This window comes from Mycobacterium sp. Root135, from assembly GCF_001426545.1.
GTDB lineage: Bacteria > Actinomycetota > Actinomycetes > Mycobacteriales > Mycobacteriaceae > Mycobacterium.
Window position 1 is genome coordinate 1,079,507 of record NZ_LMEZ01000005.1, and the last position, 20,268, is coordinate 1,099,774.

The 20,268-nt window shown below is 68.8% G+C and carries 16 protein-coding genes; 8 read left to right on the forward strand and 8 right to left on the reverse strand.

All coding sequences use genetic code 11. The annotated features are described in order from the left end of the window. Positions 1–21 precede the first annotated feature (21 nt). Entirely contained in the window at positions 22–1,821 is a 1,800-nt protein-coding gene (locus ASD37_RS16305) for a hypothetical protein (RefSeq protein WP_235568347.1), read from the reverse strand. Between the two features lie 33 nt (positions 1,822–1,854). Here ASD37_RS16305 and ASD37_RS16310 point away from each other — a divergent pair, with 33 nt between their 5' ends. After that, positions 1,855–2,796 carry an NAD-dependent epimerase/dehydratase family protein gene (locus ASD37_RS16310; RefSeq protein ID WP_056552814.1) on the forward strand — a complete coding sequence of 314 codons (942 nt, stop codon included), beginning with the start codon at positions 1,855–1,857 and terminating at the stop codon, positions 2,794–2,796. Between the two features lie 61 nt (positions 2,797–2,857). Here the strand turns inward: ASD37_RS16310 and ASD37_RS16315 are convergent, their stop codons facing one another. Genes ASD37_RS16315 through ASD37_RS16335 form a run of 5 tightly spaced genes read right to left on the reverse strand, consistent with a single transcriptional unit; the run spans position 2,858 to position 10,394 of the window. Continuing rightward, on the reverse strand, positions 2,858–3,199 hold the full coding sequence (locus ASD37_RS16315) for a DUF2304 domain-containing protein (protein WP_056552816.1): 342 nt from the start codon (positions 3,197–3,199) through the stop codon (positions 2,858–2,860). Next, positions 3,196–3,879, reverse strand: coding sequence for a glycosyltransferase family 2 protein (locus ASD37_RS16320; protein WP_056552818.1), 684 nt, complete (start codon positions 3,877–3,879; stop codon positions 3,196–3,198). Before ASD37_RS16320 ends, ASD37_RS16315 begins: the two co-directional genes overlap by 4 nt. 1 nt (position 3,880) lies before the next feature. After that, a complete protein-coding gene (locus ASD37_RS16325; protein WP_056552821.1) occupies positions 3,881–5,152 on the reverse strand; it encodes a hypothetical protein in 1,272 nt (423 codons plus the stop codon). After that, positions 5,149–6,483, reverse strand: coding sequence for a M1 family metallopeptidase (locus ASD37_RS16330; protein ID WP_056552825.1), 1,335 nt, complete (start codon positions 6,481–6,483; stop codon positions 5,149–5,151). Before ASD37_RS16330 ends, ASD37_RS16325 begins: the two co-directional genes overlap by 4 nt. Beyond that, a complete protein-coding gene (locus ASD37_RS16335; protein ID WP_056552828.1) occupies positions 6,480–10,394 on the reverse strand; it encodes a Pls/PosA family non-ribosomal peptide synthetase in 3,915 nt (1,304 codons plus the stop codon). The genes ASD37_RS16330 and ASD37_RS16335 overlap by 4 nt, the downstream gene beginning before the upstream one ends. A 136-nt stretch (positions 10,395–10,530) precedes the next feature. On the opposite strand from ASD37_RS16335, the gene ASD37_RS16340 reads away from it, so the two are divergent. The 5 genes from ASD37_RS16340 to ASD37_RS16360 all read left to right on the forward strand — a co-directional run bounded on the left by ASD37_RS16340 (position 10,531) and on the right by ASD37_RS16360 (position 15,802). Then, complete coding sequence (locus ASD37_RS16340) at positions 10,531–10,914, forward strand: hypothetical protein (RefSeq protein ID WP_056553504.1); 384 nt, start codon at positions 10,531–10,533, stop codon at positions 10,912–10,914. A 124-nt stretch (positions 10,915–11,038) separates the two neighbouring features. Then, complete coding sequence (locus ASD37_RS16345) at positions 11,039–12,595, forward strand: aldehyde dehydrogenase (NADP(+)) (protein ID WP_156720934.1); 1,557 nt, start codon at positions 11,039–11,041, stop codon at positions 12,593–12,595. Positions 12,596–12,626: 31 nt separating this feature from the next. Continuing rightward, positions 12,627–13,556: a 5-dehydro-4-deoxyglucarate dehydratase gene (locus tag ASD37_RS16350; protein ID WP_056552834.1), complete on the forward strand. Its 930-nt coding sequence runs from the start codon at positions 12,627–12,629 to the stop codon at positions 13,554–13,556. After that, positions 13,556–14,809, forward strand: coding sequence for a glucarate dehydratase family protein (locus tag ASD37_RS16355; protein ID WP_056552837.1), 1,254 nt, complete (start codon positions 13,556–13,558; stop codon positions 14,807–14,809). Before ASD37_RS16350 ends, ASD37_RS16355 begins: the two co-directional genes overlap by 1 nt. A 66-nt stretch (positions 14,810–14,875) precedes the next feature. Then, on the forward strand, positions 14,876–15,802 hold the full coding sequence (locus ASD37_RS16360; RefSeq protein WP_056552840.1) for a LysR substrate-binding domain-containing protein: 927 nt from the start codon (positions 14,876–14,878) through the stop codon (positions 15,800–15,802). A 12-nt stretch (positions 15,803–15,814) separates the two neighbouring features. Here the strand turns inward: ASD37_RS16360 and ASD37_RS16365 are convergent, their stop codons facing one another. Together ASD37_RS16365 and ASD37_RS16370 are read right to left on the reverse strand one after the other, a co-directional pair. Then, complete coding sequence (locus ASD37_RS16365; protein WP_056552843.1) at positions 15,815–16,330, reverse strand: hypothetical protein; 516 nt, start codon at positions 16,328–16,330, stop codon at positions 15,815–15,817. Positions 16,331–16,443: 113 nt separating this feature from the next. Next, positions 16,444–17,430, reverse strand: a complete 987-nt coding sequence (locus ASD37_RS16370) for a 2-hydroxyacid dehydrogenase (protein WP_056552845.1) — start codon at positions 17,428–17,430, stop codon at positions 16,444–16,446. Between the two features lie 308 nt (positions 17,431–17,738). Here ASD37_RS16370 and ASD37_RS16375 point away from each other — a divergent pair, with 308 nt between their 5' ends. Beyond that, a complete protein-coding gene (locus ASD37_RS16375) occupies positions 17,739–19,322 on the forward strand; it encodes an ABC transporter substrate-binding protein (protein ID WP_056552848.1) in 1,584 nt (527 codons plus the stop codon). A gap of 17 nt (positions 19,323–19,339) precedes the next feature. After that, positions 19,340–20,266 carry an ABC transporter permease gene (locus tag ASD37_RS16380; RefSeq protein ID WP_056552851.1) on the forward strand — a complete coding sequence of 309 codons (927 nt, stop codon included), beginning with the start codon at positions 19,340–19,342 and terminating at the stop codon, positions 20,264–20,266. Positions 20,267–20,268 lie beyond the last annotated feature (2 nt).

The following is a 20,268-nucleotide window of genomic DNA, read 5'->3' on the forward strand; positions in this document are numbered from 1 at the left end:
GGGACGGAATTCTCCACGTCGCTACGGGGGCGCCACGTACCCAACGGGGCCGGACGCCAGGCACACCGACAGCGCCGAGGTGTTGGCGATCGCGATGACGGCGTTCCCCGCCCCCGAGAGCCGGACGAAGATGCGGTTGAGCCCGGGATGGACCTGTACCCGGGTGGCGTCGCCGTCCGACAGCGCGAAGGTCATCGAACCGTCGTTGTTGGCCAGGTAGTTGATCTCGGCCGTCCACTCCGTCGGCAGCATCGGACCGTCCAACGGCATCCGGACCGGGGCGTCGGGCTGAACGAGGTATCCGCACTGGGGTTTTGGCCCTGCAAGGGTGTGCCGCACCCAGGTCACCTGGGCGTCGACCAATCGACCCTTGCGGTCGAAGGTGCGCAAATTGGTTGTGCTGGTGCTGAATTCGGGTCGATCCCGAACCAGGGCGAACACGTGACCGAAAAGATTGTCGGGCCACGCGAAGCGCTGCAGGATCAGGGGGTCCACCTCCTGCTCCAGCAGCGGTGCCGTGGTGGCGGCGTTGGCCGCGGAGAGACTGGTCAACACGTTCGCGACGTAGGCCCGCGTCGGGTTGTCGCGCCACCGCGTCGTGAACGTCACGGTCGAATACACGCAACTGACGACGAAGAGCGCGGCGCACGACACGACGACGACAGTCCGGGTCCGTGAGGCGTCCAGCCGGGCCGAGGTGACCCGGTTCGGCGCAAGGAATCCGACGGCCGCCAGCAGCGTCAGCACCACCGCAAGGTCGGGCAGGTAGCGCAGCGTCTGGGCCAGTTCGATGGCGGTGAAGCGCGACGACCGCATCAGATAGATCGGCAGCTGACACGCCACGACATATGCCGCCGCGGCGAACCACAGCATGCGGGCGTGCTCCTTGCGGGCCACCGACACCGCGATCACCGCCACCAGCACCACCCAACCAACCACCATGACGGGCCACTGCGGCAACGCCCAGGGGGACGACGGAGCCCAGCGCTCCCACTGCCAGGGGCCACCGATCAGGCCGGGCACGATGCCGTGGGTCACCGATCGCACCAGCAGATCCCCGGTCATCGGATAGTCCAGCGTCCAACGTCGTTGGTCGACGACCAGGAGGTAGATCCCGACCCACGCCGCGGTCAGTGCGCCCGTGGCGATCCAGAGCCGAAGCCCGCCGCGCCACACGGTCTTGACGGCGGAGCGGTCGCCGAGCACGTAGGCGAGCAGCGCGGCGACGGCGAACGCCACGAAGGGGATGACCGCGGCCTTCTCGAAGAACGTCAGCCCGAGGAAGAACACCAGGGCGCCGCTGAGGGCGTACTTCTGATTGCCGGTGCGCACCAGCATGATCGCGTCGGCACAGACCCAGGCCATGGCGGCCACCATCGGCAGTGCGTTCAACGCCGCCGCCCACCATGCGAACGCAGGCAGGGTCAGCGGGGAGAAGAGCGCGAAGGTCAGCGGGATCAGCAGCAGCGGCCGCCACCCCAGGATCACGTGAAGCGCCCGCAGGATCGCCAGCGACGCGACCAGCTGCAGAACCACCAGACTGATGGCCGGGCCGATCCAGTTGAACGGCGCGACCTTGGCGATTGCGCCCGCGACGAGGAACGCGGCTGGCATGACGTGGCCGTCGTGGTCGTCGAACAGATACGCGGGGGACCACAGCGCGTGGGTGCCCGCGCGGGAGATCAGGATCAGGTCGTCCCAGTAGAAGTAGCCCTGGAACGCCAGCACTGCGCGCAGGACCAGCTGCGCCAGGATCAGCGCCACGGCGGCGTGCAGAACCCAGCGCGCCCCAGGTCGCCACGCTCGCAGCCGCCGAATCACCGGAGCGACTGTACGTGTCGGTAAGGTGGCCCGGTGCGAACACTGGTCACCGGGGCAGCTGGCTTCATCGGATCAACGCTGGTAGATCGACTGCTGGCGGATGGTCATACCGTCATCGGCCTCGACGACCTCAGCTCGGGCAGCAGCACCAACATCGTCGGCGCGGAACGCCACGACACCTACGAGTTCGCCAAGGCCGACATCGTCGACGCCGATCTGGTCGACCTGTTCGCCGAAACCCAGCCCGAGGTGATCTTCCACCTGGCCGCGCAGATATCGGTGAGCCGCTCGGTCACCGACGCGCAGTTCGACTCCAGCGTCAACGTCGTCGGCACGGTGCGGCTCGCCGAGGCCGCCCGCAAGACCGGGGTGCGCAAGATCGTCCACACCTCATCCGGCGGGTCCATCTACGGAACGCCGCCGGTCTACCCGACCGACGAGAACGTGGCGGTCAACCCGTCGTCGCCGTACGCGGCCGGCAAGGTGTGCGGCGAGGTGTACCTCAACATGTTCCGCAACCTGTACGACCTGGACTGCTCGCACATCGCGCCTGCCAACGTCTACGGGCCACGGCAGGATCCGCACGGCGAGGCCGGTGTCGTCGCGATCTTCGCCAAGGCGCTGCTGGCGGGCAAGCCGACCAAGATCTTCGGTGACGGCTCCGACACCAGGGACTACGTGTTCGTCGACGACGTCGTCGACGCGTTCGTCAGGGCCAGCGGCGAGGCGGGCAGTGGCCTGCGCTTCAACGCGGGCACCACGATCGAGACGTCGACGCGCGCCCTACACACGGCCGTCGCCGCCGCCGCTGGCACGCCCGACGAGCCCGAGCTGCATCCGCCCCGGCTCGGCGACCTCCGGCGGTCCTGTCTGGACATCGGCCGGGCCACCGAGGTCCTCGGTTGGACTCCGAAGGTTCCGCTTGCGGAGGGCATCGAGCGCACGGTGGCGTTCTTCCGCGCCCAGCTCCCCTAATCCCCGGTGACTTCGGCGCGTAAATCCGCGCTCGTCAGCGCGGACGAACGCGCCGAAATCGCTACTTGGGGGAGGGCTCCCGGGCGCCTTCCATCGCGACCGCCCGGGCCAGCTGCGCGTACCGCAGCTCCAGGTCCTTGAACCGCATGTAGGTGCTGATGGTGGTGAACAGGAACGCCACGATCAGGGCGTACTCCAGCAGGTCGGCGCCGCGGGCGACGCCGAGCCAGTTCGCCACCACGGTCGTGTCGTCGGGGCGGACGATCGCGTACACCGCCGCGAGGACGAACAGCACGTAGCCGATCTTCACCCACGCCTTGGCCTGCGCGCTGCGCCTGGACCGCAGCAGGTAGACCAGGACCCCCAGCACGGCCGCGATCAGCAGGACCTGAATCCAGTTCATCTGCGCATCCTCTTCCGCAGCAGCCCGTCGAAGATGATGTTGACGCCGTTGACCAACGGCTGACCCTTCGACATCGAATAGTCGGTGTACAGGATTTCGACGGGTTCCTCGGCCACCCGCCAGCCGTTCTCGACGATCAGGGCCACGATCTCACTGGCGTGCGCCATGCCGCTCATCGTGAGGTTCAGCCCGTCGGCCACGGCCTTGTCGAACACCCGCAGCCCGTTGTGCGCGTCGGTCAGGCCGAGCTTGCGACTGGCCGGGCTGAGTTTCGCGATCAGGGGGAAGACCAGGCGGCGCAGTGTCGGCATGTTGTTGGGGGTGCCGTCGGCGAAGCGCGTCCCGACGACGATGTCGAGCTCCTCCGTGCGAAGGCGGTCGATCATCCTGATCACGTCGGCGATGCGGTGCTGACCGTCGGCGTCGAACGTGGCGAACACCGCCGCGCCGGGCCTGCTGCGCGCGTACTCGACGCCGGTCTGGATCGCCGCTCCCTGGCCGAGGTTGACGGGGTGGCGCACGACGTGGGCCCCGGCCCGCCATGCCTGCTCGGCGGTGTCGTCGCGGCTGCCGTCGTCGACGCACACCACGTTGTCGAAGGTCGAGCGAACGTCACCGACGACGTCGGAGATGACGGTCGCCTCGTTGAAGGCGGGGATGACGATCCACACGTCGCGCATGTCAATGCCGATCAAGATACCCGCTCGGCGCGGGCACCCTGGCGAGCGCGATCAGATGGACCGCGATTCCGGCCAGGGGACCGCACAGCAGGGCCACCACGGTGCGGGTTTCCAGCGGCCACGGCGCCAGCAGCAGCAGGGTCGACGCCAGCGTCGCACTGATCCAGCCGACGGCATACGCCCTGTGCAGCGCCGCGGCGACCGTCGCGGCGCCGGTGAGCGTCAGCACCGCGATCATCACCGCCGCCGCGGTGAACCAGGCCAGCAGCGCGCCGCCCAACTGATAGTCGGGACCGAACGCCGTGCGCAGCAGCCACGGGCCGAGGAGCCCTGCGACCAGGACGGCCGCACCGCCGAGCACCGCCAACGCCGCGACCGGCACCACCAATGACCGCAGGCGCCGGTCGCGCTGGTCGACGAAGTGCGCGATCAGGTTTCCCTGCATCGCGGTCAGGGGCACCAGTAGCGGGGCGCGGGTCAGGGTCACCGCGAGGATGACGACGCCGCCCGCCGCGCCGAGGTCCGCCGACGTGGCCTTCAGCAGCACGGGGAAGCCCATGATGAGGATCGCGCTGGCGCCTGCCGCCGCGATGGAGTGCGACGCACCGCGCAGGAACACCGCCGTCGTGCCTGGGGTGGCGAGCCGGGCCGCGGCCCGGGACGACGGCGAGGCCAGCAGGAGCAGGAGCCACGCGATTGCGCCGGCGACGGTGGCCCACAGGTATCCGACGAGGCCCCAGCCGACGAGGAACGTCGTCGTCGCCACGGTCACCCGCATGGCGGCGTCGCCGACGATGAGCGTCCCGTACTGCGACCAGCGGTCCACCCCGGCCAGCATGCCGAGCAGGGTCGCGTGAATGCAGAACCCTGCCACCCCCGCCGCCAGCAGCGCGACACTCAGCGCCTGCGCCTCGGTGAACACGTGCCAGGACCACAGCGGTGACGTGCCCGCGATCGCCATTGCCGACAGCACGCCGACGACCGCCGCGACGCGCATCGGGCTCGAGCGCGGCTCGGGCACCCGCGCCAGCGTCCTGGCTTGCCGAACCTCGCGGGTGGATTCCTGAAGCAGACCGTTGGCGGCGCCCGCGAAGAGTCCGAACGCCCCCCAGAACACGGCGAACACCGAGAAGCCGGCCGGTTCCAGGTCGCGGGCTGCGAGGTAGAGCACCGCGTACCCGCAGATGGCGCTGACGACGGTGGCCGCGCCGACCCGGACGACGCTGCTTCGGGTGACGGGCCCCTGGGTCGGGACGGCCGCGCCGTCGGTCACAGGTCGGGGACGTCCGTCGAGTAGAGCCACGCCTGCCACAGGGGACGCAGCGATTCGTCGGCGTAGTTGGCGGTCAAACCGGTGAAGTCGTCGGTGACGGCGGTGCTGTGCCGGTGCCGAGTCGTCCAGTCCTGCAACAGCTTGAAGAAGTTCTCGTCACCGATCGTGCCCCGCAGCGCGTGCAGGGTGAGGGCGCCGCGCTTGTAGACCCGGTCGTCGAACATGTCGCGCGGACCGGGGTCGGAGAGCAACAGATCCTGGGGCGAGTGGCGCAGCCGGTGGTGATAGTGGTGCGCGTGCTCGGCGGCGGTGCGTCCGCCGGAGTCCTCGGACCACAGCCACTCGGCGTAGCAGGCGAAGCCCTCGTGCAGCCAGATGTCGCGCCAGCGCCGTGCGGTGACGGAGTTGCCGAACCACTGGTGGGCCAACTCGTGGGCGATCAGCCGCTCCGCACCGCGATCGCCGGCGCAGTGGTTGGCGCCGAAGATCGAAATGCCTTGTGCTTCAAGCGGAATCTCGAGATCGTCGTCGGTGACGACGACGGTGTACCCGTTCGACAACGGGTAGGGCCCGAACAGCTTGACGAAGAGCTTCATCATGTGGGGCTGGCGGCCGAAGTCGTGTTCGAAGTGCTTGCGCAACCGTTGCGGCAGAACGGCATTCATCGGCACCGGATGCTTGGCGATGCGGTGCTGTTCGTACTGGCCGATCTGCAGCGTGACGAGGTAGGTCGAGGTGGGCTCGGGCTGCTCGTAGGTCCACGTCGTCATCGCGGCCCTGGTGCGGCGGGACTCCAACTTGCCGTTGGCCAACGCGTAGTACGGGTTCTCGCACGTGATCGCGATGCGGTAGCTCGCCTTGCTGCTGGGATGGTCGTCGCACGGGAACCAGGACGCCGCCCCGTTGGGCTGGCCCGCGACGAGGGCGCCGCTGGTGAGCTCCTCGAATCCGACGTCGCCCCACAGGGATCGGATGGGTTTGGGGGTGCCGGAGTAGCGCACGGTGATCGACAGCGCCGCCCCGGCGGGCAGGGGCGTGGCCAACGTGACGTTGAGCTTGCCGCGGGTGCGACCGAAGTTCGCGGGCCGGTGGCCGTTGATCGACACCTTCGACACGGCAAGGGCGTCGGACAAGTCGAGGCTGAACGTTCGCAGCGAGGCAAGCGTCACCGCGGTGATCGTGGCGGTCCCTGCGAGCCGGTTGATGTTGACCTTGTACTCGACGTCGAGTTCGTAGCGCGAGACCCGGTAGCCAAAGTTGCCGTTGGTGGGCAGGTAGGGGTCGATGACCGGAGGGGTGCCCTTCTGCGCCTTCTTGAAACCTCGCGTCACGCTGCACTCTTCGCGGACTTGGCGGACGAACCGCCCCGCTTCTTGCGCTTCGGACCCCACGGTGCGATCGGGTTGCCCTGCCACCGCGTCGACGGAGGTACCTCGTCGCCGCGCATCACCAGCGAGGCGGGGCCGACGGTGGCGCCCGCACCGATCTTCGCGGCGGGCAGTGCCACGCAATGCGGCCCGAGCGTCGCGCCCGCCTCGAGGGTGACGGTGTCCAAGCGCATGATCCGGTCGTGGAAGAGGTGGGTCTGCACGACGCAGCCGCGGCTCACCGTCGCACCGTCGCCGACGGTGACGAGGTCGGCCTCCGGCAGCCAGTAGGTCTCACACCAGACGCCGCGACCGATCTTGGCGCCCAAGGCCCGCAGCCACAGGTTCATCACCGGGGTCCCGCTCGCCGCCCTGGCGAACCACGGTGCGGCGACGGTCTCGACGAACGTGTCGGACACCTCGTTGCGCCACACGAACGAGGACCACAGCGGATGTTCCTTGGCCTCGATCCGTCCCACCCACAGCCACTTGGCCAGCACGGCGATGCCGCCGGCCACCGCACCGGTGACGATGAGGACCAGCCCGCAGGCGAGCGACGCCAGCACCCAGCCGAACTCGGTCGCCAGCGCTTGCAGCGCGGCCAGCATGGCGACGCCGATCGCGAACGTGACGACCATCGGCAACAACCGGCAGGTTTCGACCATGCCGCGCATCATCTTCAGCTTGCGGGACGGCTCGAACGTGCGAAGGGCGTCGGCCGCGGTCGGTTGTCTGCGCAGCCGGACCGGGGGACTTCCGAGCCACGACGAGCCGGCCTTGGCCTTGTGCGGTGTCGCGCTGAGGACGGCGACGAGGCCGTCGTCGGGCACGCGCCTGCCCGGTTGGGTGATGCCGGAGTTGCCGAGGAACGCGCGCTTGCCGATGGTCGCGGTGGCGACGTGAATCCACCCGCCGCCGAGTTCGTAGGACGCGACCATGGTGTCGTCGGCCAGGAAGGCGCCATCTTCGACGACGGTGAACTTCGGCGTCATCAGCGTGGTCGAGATCTCGGTGCCCTGGCCAATCTTCGCGCCCAACAAGCGCATCCAGCCCGGCGTCAGCAGGCTCGCATAGATGGGGAAGAGGTAGTTGCGCGCGGCGTCCATGAGCCGTTCGGTGGTCCACAGTTGCCAGCCCACCCTGCTGCGCACGGGGTGATATCCCTCGCGCAGGCCGAGCGACATCAACCGGACGCCAAGCACCGTCAGCACGGCATAGAGGAACACCGCGACGGCGGTCGCGACGGGCGTCCACGCCAGCGCGGGCCAGATCGCGTCGCCCAACGAGGCGGTGTCGCGGATCGCCCACCCCACCACCGCGAGACCCGCGCCGAGCGCGAGCAGCGGGACCGCGCCGAGCAGGATCGACGTCACGCCGAACATCGCCACCCAGAGCGGTGCGCGTGGGGGCCGCTCGTCGGGCCAGGGATGGCGCGCCTTGCCGGACTTCATGGCAGGCGATCCCTTCCAGTACTGGCCGGCCTTGACCTTGCCGACCACCCCGGATCCCGGTGCGACGTCGGCGTTCTTGCCGACCACGGCGCCGGGCAGCAGCGTGGTCCGCGCGCCAACGGTGGCGTCGTTGCCGACGGTGATCTCGCCGACGTGAAAGAGGTCGCCGTCGATCCAGTGCCCGGTGAGATCCACCTCCGGCTCGATGGAGCACCGGTGGCCGAGGGTCAGCATGCCGGTGACGGGCGGGGCCGAGTGCAGGTCGACGCCCTTGCCGACCCTGTTGCCGAGCGCACGGGCGTAGTACACCAACCACGGTGCGCCCGCGAGGTTTTCGGCACCGCTCGCTTCACCGAGTCGTTCGGCGAGCCACACTCTCAGATGCACCGAACCGCCGCGGCGGTAGGTGCCCGGCGCCAGGCTGCCGATCAGGATGCGTGCGCCGATCACCGCGATGGCCATCCGGCCAATCGGGGTGACGAAGAGGATGAAACCCGCCAGCAGCAGCCACCAGTCGACCGGCACCGCCCACGACGACAACTGCCATCTGGCCGCAATGTCGTTCAGCAGCGCCAGCCACACCACCCACTGCATGCCGGCCAGCGTGGACAGCGGCACCGACGCCGCGATCTGTGCCAACTCCGTCGCCCTGGAAACCGGTTTCACGACGCGGGTTTCGACGGCGACCGAGGGGTCGAGCTCGTCGAGGTAGCCTGCCAGCGAGCCGAGTCGGGGATGGTCGTAGAGGTCGGCGACCGTCACCTCCGGGTACCGCGCGCGCAGCGCGGCCACCAGTTGCGCCGCCGACAGCGAACCGCCGCCGAGGGCGAAGAAGTCCTCCTCCGGCCCGGCCACCGGGGCCGCGAGCACCTCGCGCCACAGGCCCGCCACCCAGCCGGTGGTGCCGGCGAGATCGGGGTTGACGGCGTCGTCGGCGGAGTCGTCGAGGGGCCAGGGGAGGGCGTTGCGGTCGACCTTGCCCGACGTCCTCGTCGGAAGTTCTTCGAGCAGAACGAGTCTGGGCACCAGCGCCGCCGGCAGCGACTCGGCCAGCGCGACGCGGGCCGCCGCCAGGTCGAAGTTGGGGTCGGCGCTGGCGACGTAACCGACCAACAGCGGGGTACCGCTCGCGGTCTTCCGCACTGCCGCCGCACCGCCGCTGACGCCGGGCAGGTTCATCAGCGCCGAGTCGACCTCTCCGAGCTCGATGCGCCGCCCGCCGACCTTCACCTGGTCGTCGGCGCGGCCCTGGAAGTACAGCCCGTCGGACTCCAGCCGCACCAGGTCACCGCTGCGATAGGCCCGCGACCACCCGAGGGTCGGCATCGGCGCGTACTTCTCGGCGTCCTTGTCGGGATCGAGGTAGCGGGCCAGCCCGACGCCACCGATCACCAGCTCGCCGATCTCGCCGAGGGGGACGGGGTTGCCGCCGGAGTCGACGACGGCCAGATCCCAGCCCACCAGGGGAAGTCCGATGCTGACGGGGCCCGTGCCCTCGAGCTTCGCCAGGCACGCCACGACGGTCGCCTCGGTGGGGCCGTAGGTGTTCCACACCTCGCGGCCTTCGACGGCCAGTCGGTCGGCGAGTTCGGGAGGGCAGGCCTCGCCGCCGAAGATCAGCAGCCGCACCGCTTCGAGGGCCTCGGCGGGCCACAGCGCTGCCAGCGTCGGCACCGTGGAGACGACGGTGATGTCGCGCGACACCAGCCACGGACCAAGATCCATTCCGCTTCGGACCAGGGACCGGGGGGCGGGCACCAGGCACGCGCCGTATCGCCACGCCAGCCACATCTCCTCGCAGGAGGCGTCGAACGCGACGGACAGCCCCGCGAGGACACGGTCGCCGGGGCCGATCGGGTTGTCCTGAACGAAGGCCTCCGCCTCGGCGTCGACGAACGCGGCGGCGTTGCGGTGGGTCACCGCGACGCCCTTGGGGGTACCGGTGGAACCGGAGGTGAAGATGATCCACGCGTCGTCGCGGGGCATGGGGTGTCCGGCGCGCCACCCGCGCGACGAGCCGGGGCCGCGAACCAGCCCGAGGTCGGTGATGATGGCGACGACGCCGGCCTCGCCGAACACCAGGTCGGCCCGCTCCTGCGGATCGTCGGCGTCGACCGGTACGTAGGCCGCGCCGGTGGCCAGGGCCGACAGGATGGCGACGTAGAGCGCGTAGCTGCCCGACGGCATCCGGATGCCGATGCGGTCGCCGCGACCGATACCCCGCGCGGCCAGCCACGCCACGCTCTCCTCGACGTCGGCGATCAGCTCGGCGTACGTCAGCTGCACCTCGCCGTCGTCCAGTGCGGGTGCGTCGGGATGGCGGGCGGCGGTCGCTTGCAAGACGTCGATCAGCGTCCGCGGTTCCGGTGCCCGCTCCGACAACAGGTATTGCGCGGGGATGTCCGGCCGAGCGTCCGTTGTCACGGGTACAAACTACTAAGCCCGACCCCGTCTTCCACGCCGCGCCACGTCATCGCACTCGATACCGATGGATTCCGCGTGATTGCAACCATCGCCCGTCGTCGACGGCACGTCTAACCTCGCGGAGGTGCGGCTATTCGTGGTAGACGGGGCTGAAGACAACTGGAGTGAATTGACGGCCGGTGGTGACCCCACCGTGCGGTTGGCGGCTTCCGACCTGCAGCGGGCCCAACGTGGCCGCGCGCGGATCCGGTCCGACCGCGGCGAGGTGGAGGTGATCCTCGACGTCACGGTCGCCGTGGCACCCGACTTCCGCTCCGTGCGTGAGCTGGCGATAGTCGACGACGGAACCCTGCGCTACGCGGGCACCGTCGACGGGTTGGCCGGTTTGATCCACGACATCGAGGTGGCAGGCGTCGCCGACGGCGTCACCCTCATCGCGGCATCGCCGCGCGTCGACCTGCGGGAGTTGGGTCGTGACGTGTTGCAGCGGCTGGCCGTCTGGGGCCGTAAGTCGGCCTGACGCCCCGCTACCGCTAATGCAATACCAGCATTAGTCGGTGCGACATCGGTCTTGGACATGAATCGATCCTGGACCTAGCGTTGGAGGCGTGACACACACGGCTGAGCACACCCTCCAGGGACAGATGATCATCGCCGGCGAACTCGTCGCAGGCGGCGGCACCGAAATCCGCGCCTTCGACCCCAACGCCGGTAGCGAGATCGAACCCGCCTATCACTACGGCAACGACAGCCACGTCGAGCGGGCTTGCGCGGCCGCCGCCGCCGCCTTCGGCGAATACCGCGCCACCACCTCCGCGCGCCGCGCCGCCTTCCTCGAGCGGATCGCCGAGAACATCGAAGCGCTGCGCGACGCGTTGGTCGCCAGGGCGACCGCCGAGACCGGCCTGCCGACGGCGCGCCTCACCGGCGAGGTTGGCCGCACCACCGGTCAGCTCCGGCTGTTCGCCGAAGTGTTGCGCGAGGGCAGCTGGAACGGCGCCCGCATCGATCCCGCCCTGCCTGATCGTGCCCCGCTGCCGCGCCCCGACATCCGCCAGCGCGCAATACCGCTCGGCCCCGTCGCCGTGTTCGGTGCCAGCAACTTCCCGCTCGCCTTCTCGGTCGCCGGCGGCGACACCGCGTCGGCGCTGGCGGCGGGTTGCCCCGTCGTCGTCAAGGCGCACGACGCCCATCCCGGCACCTCCGAACTGGTCGGCCGCGCCATCGCCGACGCCGTCGCGGACTCCGGTCTGCCCGCAGGCACCTTCTCGATGCTGTTCGGGTCCGGCCCCGGACTCGGCACTGCGCTCGTCACCGATCCGAGGATCAAGGCGGTCGGTTTCACCGGATCCCGTTTCGCGGGAATGGCTCTCGTCGCCGCAGCGGCCGGACGCCAAGAGCCCATCCCGGTCTACGCAGAGATGAGCTCGATCAACCCGGTCTTCCTTCTCGACGGCGCCTTGGCCAATCGCGCAGCCGAGCTCGGCGGTGCATTCGTCGCCTCGCTGACGATGGGATCGGGCCAGTTCTGCACGAACCCCGGTCTGGTCATCGCAGTCGACGGACCCGATCTCGACACCTTCGTCGCGGCCGCCAAGGACGCGGTGGGACAAGCGCAGGCGACGCCGATGCTGACGCCGAACATCGCCGCCAACTACGCGAAGGGCGTCGCCGCCCTCGACGCCGACGCCGACCTCGTCGTGCGCGGAGCTGCCGGCGACGATCGCACGACCTGCCAGGCCGCGCTGTTCAGCACCGACGCCACCACCTTCCGAGACTCCGAAGCGCTCCAAGCCGAGGTGTTCGGTGCCTCCAGCGTCGTCGTGCGGTGCGCCGACGTCGCCGAAATGGCTTCCGTCATCAACGGTCTCGAGGGTCAGCTGACGGCGACGCTGCACGTCGACGACTCCGACCACGACCAGGCCGCCGAGCTAATCCCGCTGCTGGAACTCAAGGTCGGACGCATCCTGTTCAACGGCTGGCCGACGGGTGTCGAGGTCTGCCACGCCATGGTCCACGGTGGACCGTCACCTGCCACCTCCGACTCCCGCACCACCTCCGTCGGAGGCCGCGCAATCGAGCGGTTCCTGCGACCGGTGTGCTACCAGAACGTCCCGAAGGCTTTGCTGCCCAGTGCCATTGCCGACGGAAACCCCGACGGACTGTGGCGCCGCATCGACGGCCAACTCACCCAAGACTGACCGAATCACCCTGCGACCAAGGAGTCACGACATGCTGGACGGCGTTCTGTTCTTTCCCGTCACCCCCTTCGACGACAACGGCGAGGTCGACCTGACGCGGCTCGCCGAGCACGTCGCCAAGGGCGTCGACGCCGGTCCCGGTGGAGTCTTCATCGCTTGTGGCACAGGCGAATTCCACGCACTCGAAGCCGTCGAGTTCGCCGGCATCGTGCGCACCGCGGTCGAGGCGACCGGTGGGCGGGTGCCGGTCTATGCGGGCGCCGGCGGCTCGGTGGCCCAGGCCAAGATCTTCGCGAAGGCGGCCGCCGAGGCGGGCGCCGACGGCCTGCTGTTGCTGCCGCCGTACCTGGTCACCATGCCCCAGCGCGGGCTGGTCGACTACACCCGCGAGGTCGCGGGCGCCACCGTCCTTCCGGTGATCGTCTACAACCGCGGCAACGCGCGCTACTCGGAGGCATCGGCCATCGAGGTCGCCCACTTCCCGAACGTGGTCGGTTTCAAGGACGGAACGGGTGACGTCGACATGGTCGCCCGCATCGTGCGCGCCGTCACCGACGCACTCGAACCCACCGGCAAGCCGTTCCAGTTCTTCAACGGTCTGCCCACCGCGGAGGTGTCACAGCAGGCCTACCGCGCGATCGGTGTCACGCTGTACTCGTCGGCCACCTTTGCGTTCGCACCGGAACTCGCGCTGGCGTTCTACGAGGCGCTCGAGCGCGACGACGAGGCGCTGATCGCGGCGCTGCTGCGCGACTTCTTCCATCCCCTCGTTCGGTTGCGCGACACCGTGCCCGGCTACGCGGTGTCGCTGATCAAGGCGGGCGTGAGCATGGAAGGCGTTGCGGCAGGACCGGTTCGGCCGCCACTGATCATGCCGTCGCCCGAGGATCGTGACACGCTGGCCGACATCATCGCGGCCGGGCGCGCAGTGATCGCCGGCGAACTCGCGGTCGTCAGCTGATGGCCCTGATCACCGGCGCCCGCATTACGCCGGTGGCCTTCGCCGACCCGCCGCTGCTCAACACCGTCGGCGTCCACCAGCCGTTTGCGCTGCGCGCGATCATCCAGCTGGACACCGATGCCGGCCTCGTCGGCCTGGGGGAGACCTACGCCGACACCAGGCACCTGGCCCGCCTCGAGGCCGCGGCCGAGGCCATCGTCGGTCTGGACGTGTTCGCGCTCAACGTCATTCGTGCCACCATTGCGCGGCGGTTGGCCGGCGACGACGCCGCGGTCGGCACGGCGGGCATGATCACCTCGGCGAGCGCCGTCGACCAGGTGTTCTCGCCGTTCGAGGTGGCCTGCCTGGACGTTCAGGGCCACCTCACCGGCAGGCCGGTCTCGGATTTGCTCGGCGGCAAGATCCGTGACGAGGTTCCGTTCAGCGCCTACCTCTTCTACAAGTGGGCGGCCCATCCTGGCGGGGAACCCGACGCCTGGGGCGAGGCCATCGACCCGGCCGGAATCGTCGCCCAGGCCACCCGCATGATCGACGAATACGGCTTCACCGCAATCAAACTCAAGGGTGGCGTGTTTCCTCCCGACGAGGAGATGAAGGCCGTCGAGGCGCTCCGCGAGGCATTCCCCGACCACCCGCTGCGGCTCGACCCCAATGCCGCGTGGACGCCCCAGACGTCGGTCAAGGTGGCTGCGGGCCTGGCCGGCGTCCTCGAGTATCTCGAGGATCCGACGCCAGGCCTTGACGGGATGGCAGAGGTCGCGGCGCAGTCGCCGATGCCGTTGGCCACCAACATGTGCGTGGTCGCGTTCGACCAACTCGCACCGTCGGTCGCGAAGGACTCCGTGAAGGTGGTGCTGTCCGACCACCACTACTGGGGCGGGCTGCACCGATCGCGACTATTGGCCGGCATTTGCGACACCTTCGGGCTCGGTCTGTCGATGCACTCCAATTCTCATCTGGGCATCAGCTTGGCGGCGATGGTGCACCTCGCCGGCGCCACCCCGAATCTGAGCTACGCCTGCGACACCCACTGGCCGTGGAAGACCGAGGAGGTCGTGAAGGCCGGTGTGCTCGAGTTCCGAGACGGTGCGGTGGCAGTGCCGACCACCCCGGGCCTCGGCGTGGAGATCGACGACGACGCCCTCGGTGCGCTGCACGAGCAGTACCTGCGGTGCGGGATCCGGGACCGCGACGACACCGGCTACATGCGGAGCATCCACCCCGAATTCGAGAACACCAAGCCGCGCTGGTAGCTACACTCATACCCGAATCGGCGTGCATTCGCCGCGGGTAATACTGAGAGTGCATCGGAGTTCACCCTGTTCTCACTGGCGAGACTGTCCTGCTTCATCGCCGTCGCCGAGGAGCTTCACTTCGGTCGCGCTGCCGAGCGCCTGCACATGACGCAGCCGCCGCTGAGCAGACAGATTCAGCAGCTCGAATCCGAGCTCGGCGTGCAACTCGTCGACCGCACCACCCGGTCGGTGACCCTGACCCCGGCAGGGATCGCGTTCCTTCCCGACGCCCGCCGGATCCTGCAACTGGCCGAGGGCGCCGCGATGACCGTGAAGCGCGTCCCGGCCGGGGACCTCGGCACGGTGGTCGTCGGATTCACCGCCGCCTCGGCGCACGCGGTCCTCCCGCGGCTGCTCGAACGTGCCCGTGACGAACTTCCCGACGTGAAACTCGATCTGCGCGAGATGGTTTCGGCCGTTCAGCTCGAGGCTCTGATGGCCGGCGAGATCGACCTGGGCATGGTCCGGCCACCGGTGAAGCGCCCCGGGATCGTGTCACGGCCGCTGCTCCACGAGCAGCTCGTCGCGGCTCTCCCAGCGCAACACCCGCTGGCCAACCTGCCCCGGCAGCTGACGCTCAACGACCTCGACGGCCAAGACGTCATCATGTACTCACCGGTGCAGGCGCGGTACTTCAACGACCTTCTGATCAGTACGTTCACCATCGCCGGTGCCACGCCGCGCTACGTCCAGTACGTCACGCAGGTCCACACGATGCTGGTGCTGGTCCGCTCGGGCATCGGGATCGCGCTGGTGCCTGCGTCGGCGGCGACGCTGCATCCCGTCGGGGTGGCGTTCCGGTCGATTGGTGCCTTCCGGGAGCGGCCGGTCGAACTCGACGCTGCGTGGCGCGGCGACAGCACCAACCCCGCGCTGCTGCGCCTGCTGCGCGACGTGCTGCCGCAACGGGAGTGGACCACCGACGACCTGGTGGACGAGTTCGCGCACTGAATCGTCGCGCCGCTACGACTTGGGGCGTGACTCGAAGAGCCGGTACTCGAACCAGCCAGCCCGTAGGGCTGCGTCCAGTTGGTCCAAGCGGTAAGCCGGACTACCGGTGAAGACGGCGGGAAGAGTCGAAAGTCGTTTGCGCACCTCGTCTTCGGTGAGCATGCGTCCGACCCGGTACACGCGGTCGTTCCGGTAGTACACGTCGACGACGCGTTCGCCGACGCCGAGCATCGCGCGTACCGTCTCGTCGAGATTCGCGACCGCGAGGACCGCCACGTCGTACGCCTCGAACTGGAACCCGCGGTCATACAGGGACGGATCACGCTCGAGGGAACTACCTGCCAGCACCTGCAGAGCGCGTCCGGTGTCGGCGTTGACGATGACGCCGGCAACGGCCACGGACTGCTTGGCGATGACCGGGAAGTACCAGCCCTGGTCCAGAGTGTGTGACGGGCCCAGCACGGTGGCGCCGACGTCCTCGGCGAGCGCAGCCGTTCCCAGCGCGCGCGCCTCAGCCTCGTCGACCATGCTGCGCAACGATATGGCCAGAGGGGGCCGTCGTCACGGAGACGGCCCGAAATCCCCGGCACGGACCCCGCATCCAGACCGGGTGGGCCCTCGCTCCTGGGATCAGTCGGTGCCTAGACGGACACCGCAGGTTCGACGACGGGCGTCACCAGCCGACCACTACGCAGGAACTCGTCCAGGTTGTCGAGGGTGAGCTGCTCCATCGCGGCCCGGGTTTCGACGGTGCCGCTACCGACGTGCGGCAGCAGGACGACGTTGTCCAACGTCAGCAGTTCGTCGGGGACGTTCGGCTCGTCGGTGAACACGTCGAGGCCCGCGCCCGCGAGGCGGCCGTTGGTCAGGGCGTCGACGAGCGCGGCCTCGTCGACGACGCTGCCGCGGGCGATGTTGACCAGGTAGCCCGACGACCCGAGCGCGTCGATGACCTCGGCGTCGACCAACCGCCGGGTCCCGTCGCCTCCCGCGGCCGCGACGACCAGGACGTCGACGCCGCGCGCGAGTGCGACCGGGGAGTCGACGTAGGCGTACGGAGAGTCGGCCTTCGGGCTCCGGTTGTGGTAGGAGATCGTGCAGCCGAAGGCGTTGAGCCGCTTGGCAATTGCCGATCCGATGCGACCAAGTCCGATGATGCCGACGCGTCGGTTGCTGACCTGGTGGGTCAGCGGGTAATTGCCGTCGGCGGGCCACCGTCCGGCGCGCACGTATCGGTCGGCGGCCGAGAACTGCCGCATCACGTCGATCATCAGCCCGACCGCGGTGTCGGCGACGCAGTCGGTGAGAACGTCGGGGGTGTTGCTCACGCCGACACCCCGTTCGGCGGCCGCGTCGACGTCGGTGGTGTCGTATCCGACGCCGAAGTTCACGACGGCGCCGAGGTGGGGAAGTGCTCGCATCAGGTCCGCGTCGACTCCGGAGCGGCCCGAGGTCACCACCGCGGTCACCTCGCCGCCGTGCGTCGACAGGAACTCTCCTCGTGCGGAGGCTTCGTCGGGCAGCACCAGCGCGCCGTAGTTCTCCGAGAGGGTGCGTTCAAGCGACGGTTTCAGGGAGCCGACCTGCAGCACCGTGTGATTCGGGGGCGTGCGGAGTGATGTGGTCATGATGAATCCACGGTACGACCACCTGCGGATACCCGTCCAACCCCGAAATAGCATGGACTTATGCGGAACCCGCATGGGCAGCGCTTTCGCGGCGCTCGTAGGGTATCGGCCAGTCGCTGCCGCCATCATCAGGCCAGGTCATGGGCACTTTGCGCGTAAGCGGGCGGTGTCCGATCGGCCGTGTCCAACGCCCATTTCGGGCCATTCGGCTGGGTTGACGCTGGAGAAACGACATCCCTACGTTGTGTCTGCGATCACATGTCGCATTCACATACGTGGACGTCACACCAGCAGCCCCTGGAGGACACATGAGTCCCGCTTCACCCATGCCGCGGTCGTCGCGGTCGCGGGCCGCGCTGGCCATCGGCGTCGCGGCGCTGACCGTGGCCGCTACCGGCTGCACCGTCGCCAATTCCGGCCGCGGCGGTTACGACCCCAACACCCTGCGCATCGTCCTGTCCCAGGAGCCACCGACGCTGGAGCCATGCGAAAGCTCGCTGACGTCGACGGGAATCGTGGTGCGCTCCAACATCACCGAGCCACTCATCGAGCGCGACCCGAACTCCGGAGACCTTCAGCCGCTGCTGTCCACGGGGTGGCGCCAGACGTCCCCCACCGAATGGACCTTCGACATCCGCACCGGCGTCACGTTCTCCAACGGTGCCCCCTTCACCGCCGCCGACGCCGCATTCGCCGTCGACCGTGCCGTGAACTCGGACCTGCAGTGCAACGTCGACGGCTACGTCTTCGGTGACGAGAAGCTCAAGCTGGCGACACCCAACGACACCACCCTGACGGTCACCACCGAGAAGCCGGATCCAATTCTGCCGCTGCGCATCTCGTTCGTCGAGATCGTGCCGCGGTCGACGAGCATGACCGAGAAGGTCCGTGAGCCGATCGGCACCGGACCGTATGCCATCGAGAACTGGGACTTCGGGCAGAAGCTCACCCTCGCCCGCAACCCCCGCTACTGGGGTACGGCGCCGGCCTTCGCCCGTGCCGAATACCAATGGCGCAGCGAGGGCAGCGTCCGGGCGGCGATGATCACCAACGACGAAACCGACATCGCCACGTCGCTCGGACCAGAGGACGGGGCAGGCGATCTCGGCGTCCCCTTCCAGAACAACGAGACCACCGCCCTGCGCATCCAGGCCACCGAGGCGCCGCTGAACGACATGCGGGTTCGGCAGGCGATCAACTACGCCATCAACCGGACCGGAATCGTGAAGGCGTTGTTCCGTGGGCTCGGGGACCCGGCCTCACAGCTGATTCCCTCGGGCGTCGTCGGTTACAACGATCAGCTGGCGCTGTGGCCGCACGACTCCGACAAGGCGAAGGCACTCGTCGCCGACGCCAAGGCCGACGGGGTTCCGGTCGACACCCAGATCCGGCTCATCGGTCGCACGGCCCAGTTTCCCAAGATCGCCGAGACCATCGAGGTCATCCAAAGTGAGCTGGCCGAGATCGGCCTCAACGTCAAGATCGAGATGATGGACACGGCGTCCCAGCTGCAGTACCAGCTGCGCCCGTTCCCGGCCGACGCCGGGCCGTACCTGTTGATGATTCAGCACGGAAACCAAGCCGGCGACGCGGCCTTCACCATGGACCAGTACATGTTGAGCGACGGTCCCCAAGCCGATTACGGCACAAAGCAATTCGACGACAAGATTCGTGCCGCGGAAGCCCTCACCGGCCAGGCCCGCCAAGACGCGTTCGCGCGACTGTTCGCCGAGGAACCGCAGGAGATCATGCAGATGGCCTACCTCGCCCACATGAAGGGCATCCTCGGAAAGTCCGCCCGCGTTGACTACACCCCGAATTCCGCGACCGGCGACGAGATGCGGCTGTCAGAGATGACGATGGCCGGGTCCGACCGTACCGACGCCCAGTAGTCAGGAAGGCCACCAGAGTGTTCTCCTTCGTTCGGCGCCGGATGTACACCAGCGCATTGCCTTTGATCATCGTCCTGCTCGGCGTGTTCCTCCTCGCCCGGCTCACCGGCGACCCCACCAGCCTTTACCTCCCCGAGTCGGCGACCGAGGCGCAGCGCGAAGCCTTCGCCCAGAAGAACGGCTTCGACCGGCCGCTCCTGACCCAGCTCGGCGACTACTTCACCGGCGTGCTGCACCTCGACTTCGGAACGTCCCTGCGCACCGGGGAATCCGCGTCGGAGATGGCATTTCGGGCCTTCCCCGCCACCCTCCAGCTGGCGGCGACCACGATGCTGCTGGCCGTCGTCGGCGCCGTCGTGATCGGATGCTGGGCTGCCTATCGACCCAACTCCCTGGCCGACCGGTTCTCCAGCCTGCTGTCGATGACCGGGGCCAGCATCCCGGACTTCTGGTTCGCCATCACCGGCGTCTGGCTCTTCGCGGTCCTGCTCGGGGTCCTGCCGACCTCGGGCACCGACGGACCACTCGCGTGGATCCTCCCGATCGCCACGCTGATGATCAGACCGCTCGGCGTGCTGACCCAAGTGGTCCGCGGTGCAATGGTTTCCGCGCTGTCCGCCCCCTACGTGCGACTGGCCCGCAGCAAGGGCGCTGGGGATCTGAGGGTGGTCACCCACCACGCCCTTCGCAACGCGGCCGCCCCGGCGCTGACGGTGGCGGGCGACCTCGCGGTCGGCCTGATCAACGGCGCCGTCGTCGTCGAGGCGATCTTCGGATGGCCAGGCATCGGCAAGCTCATGATCGACGCGATTCTGCAACGCGACTTCGCGGTGCTGCAGGCGGCGGTACTACTCACCGCGGTCAGCATCTTCGTCCTCAACATCGCCATCGACGCCTGTTACGCGCTGCTCGACGCACGCGTGCGGGAACCGGCCCGAGTGTAAGG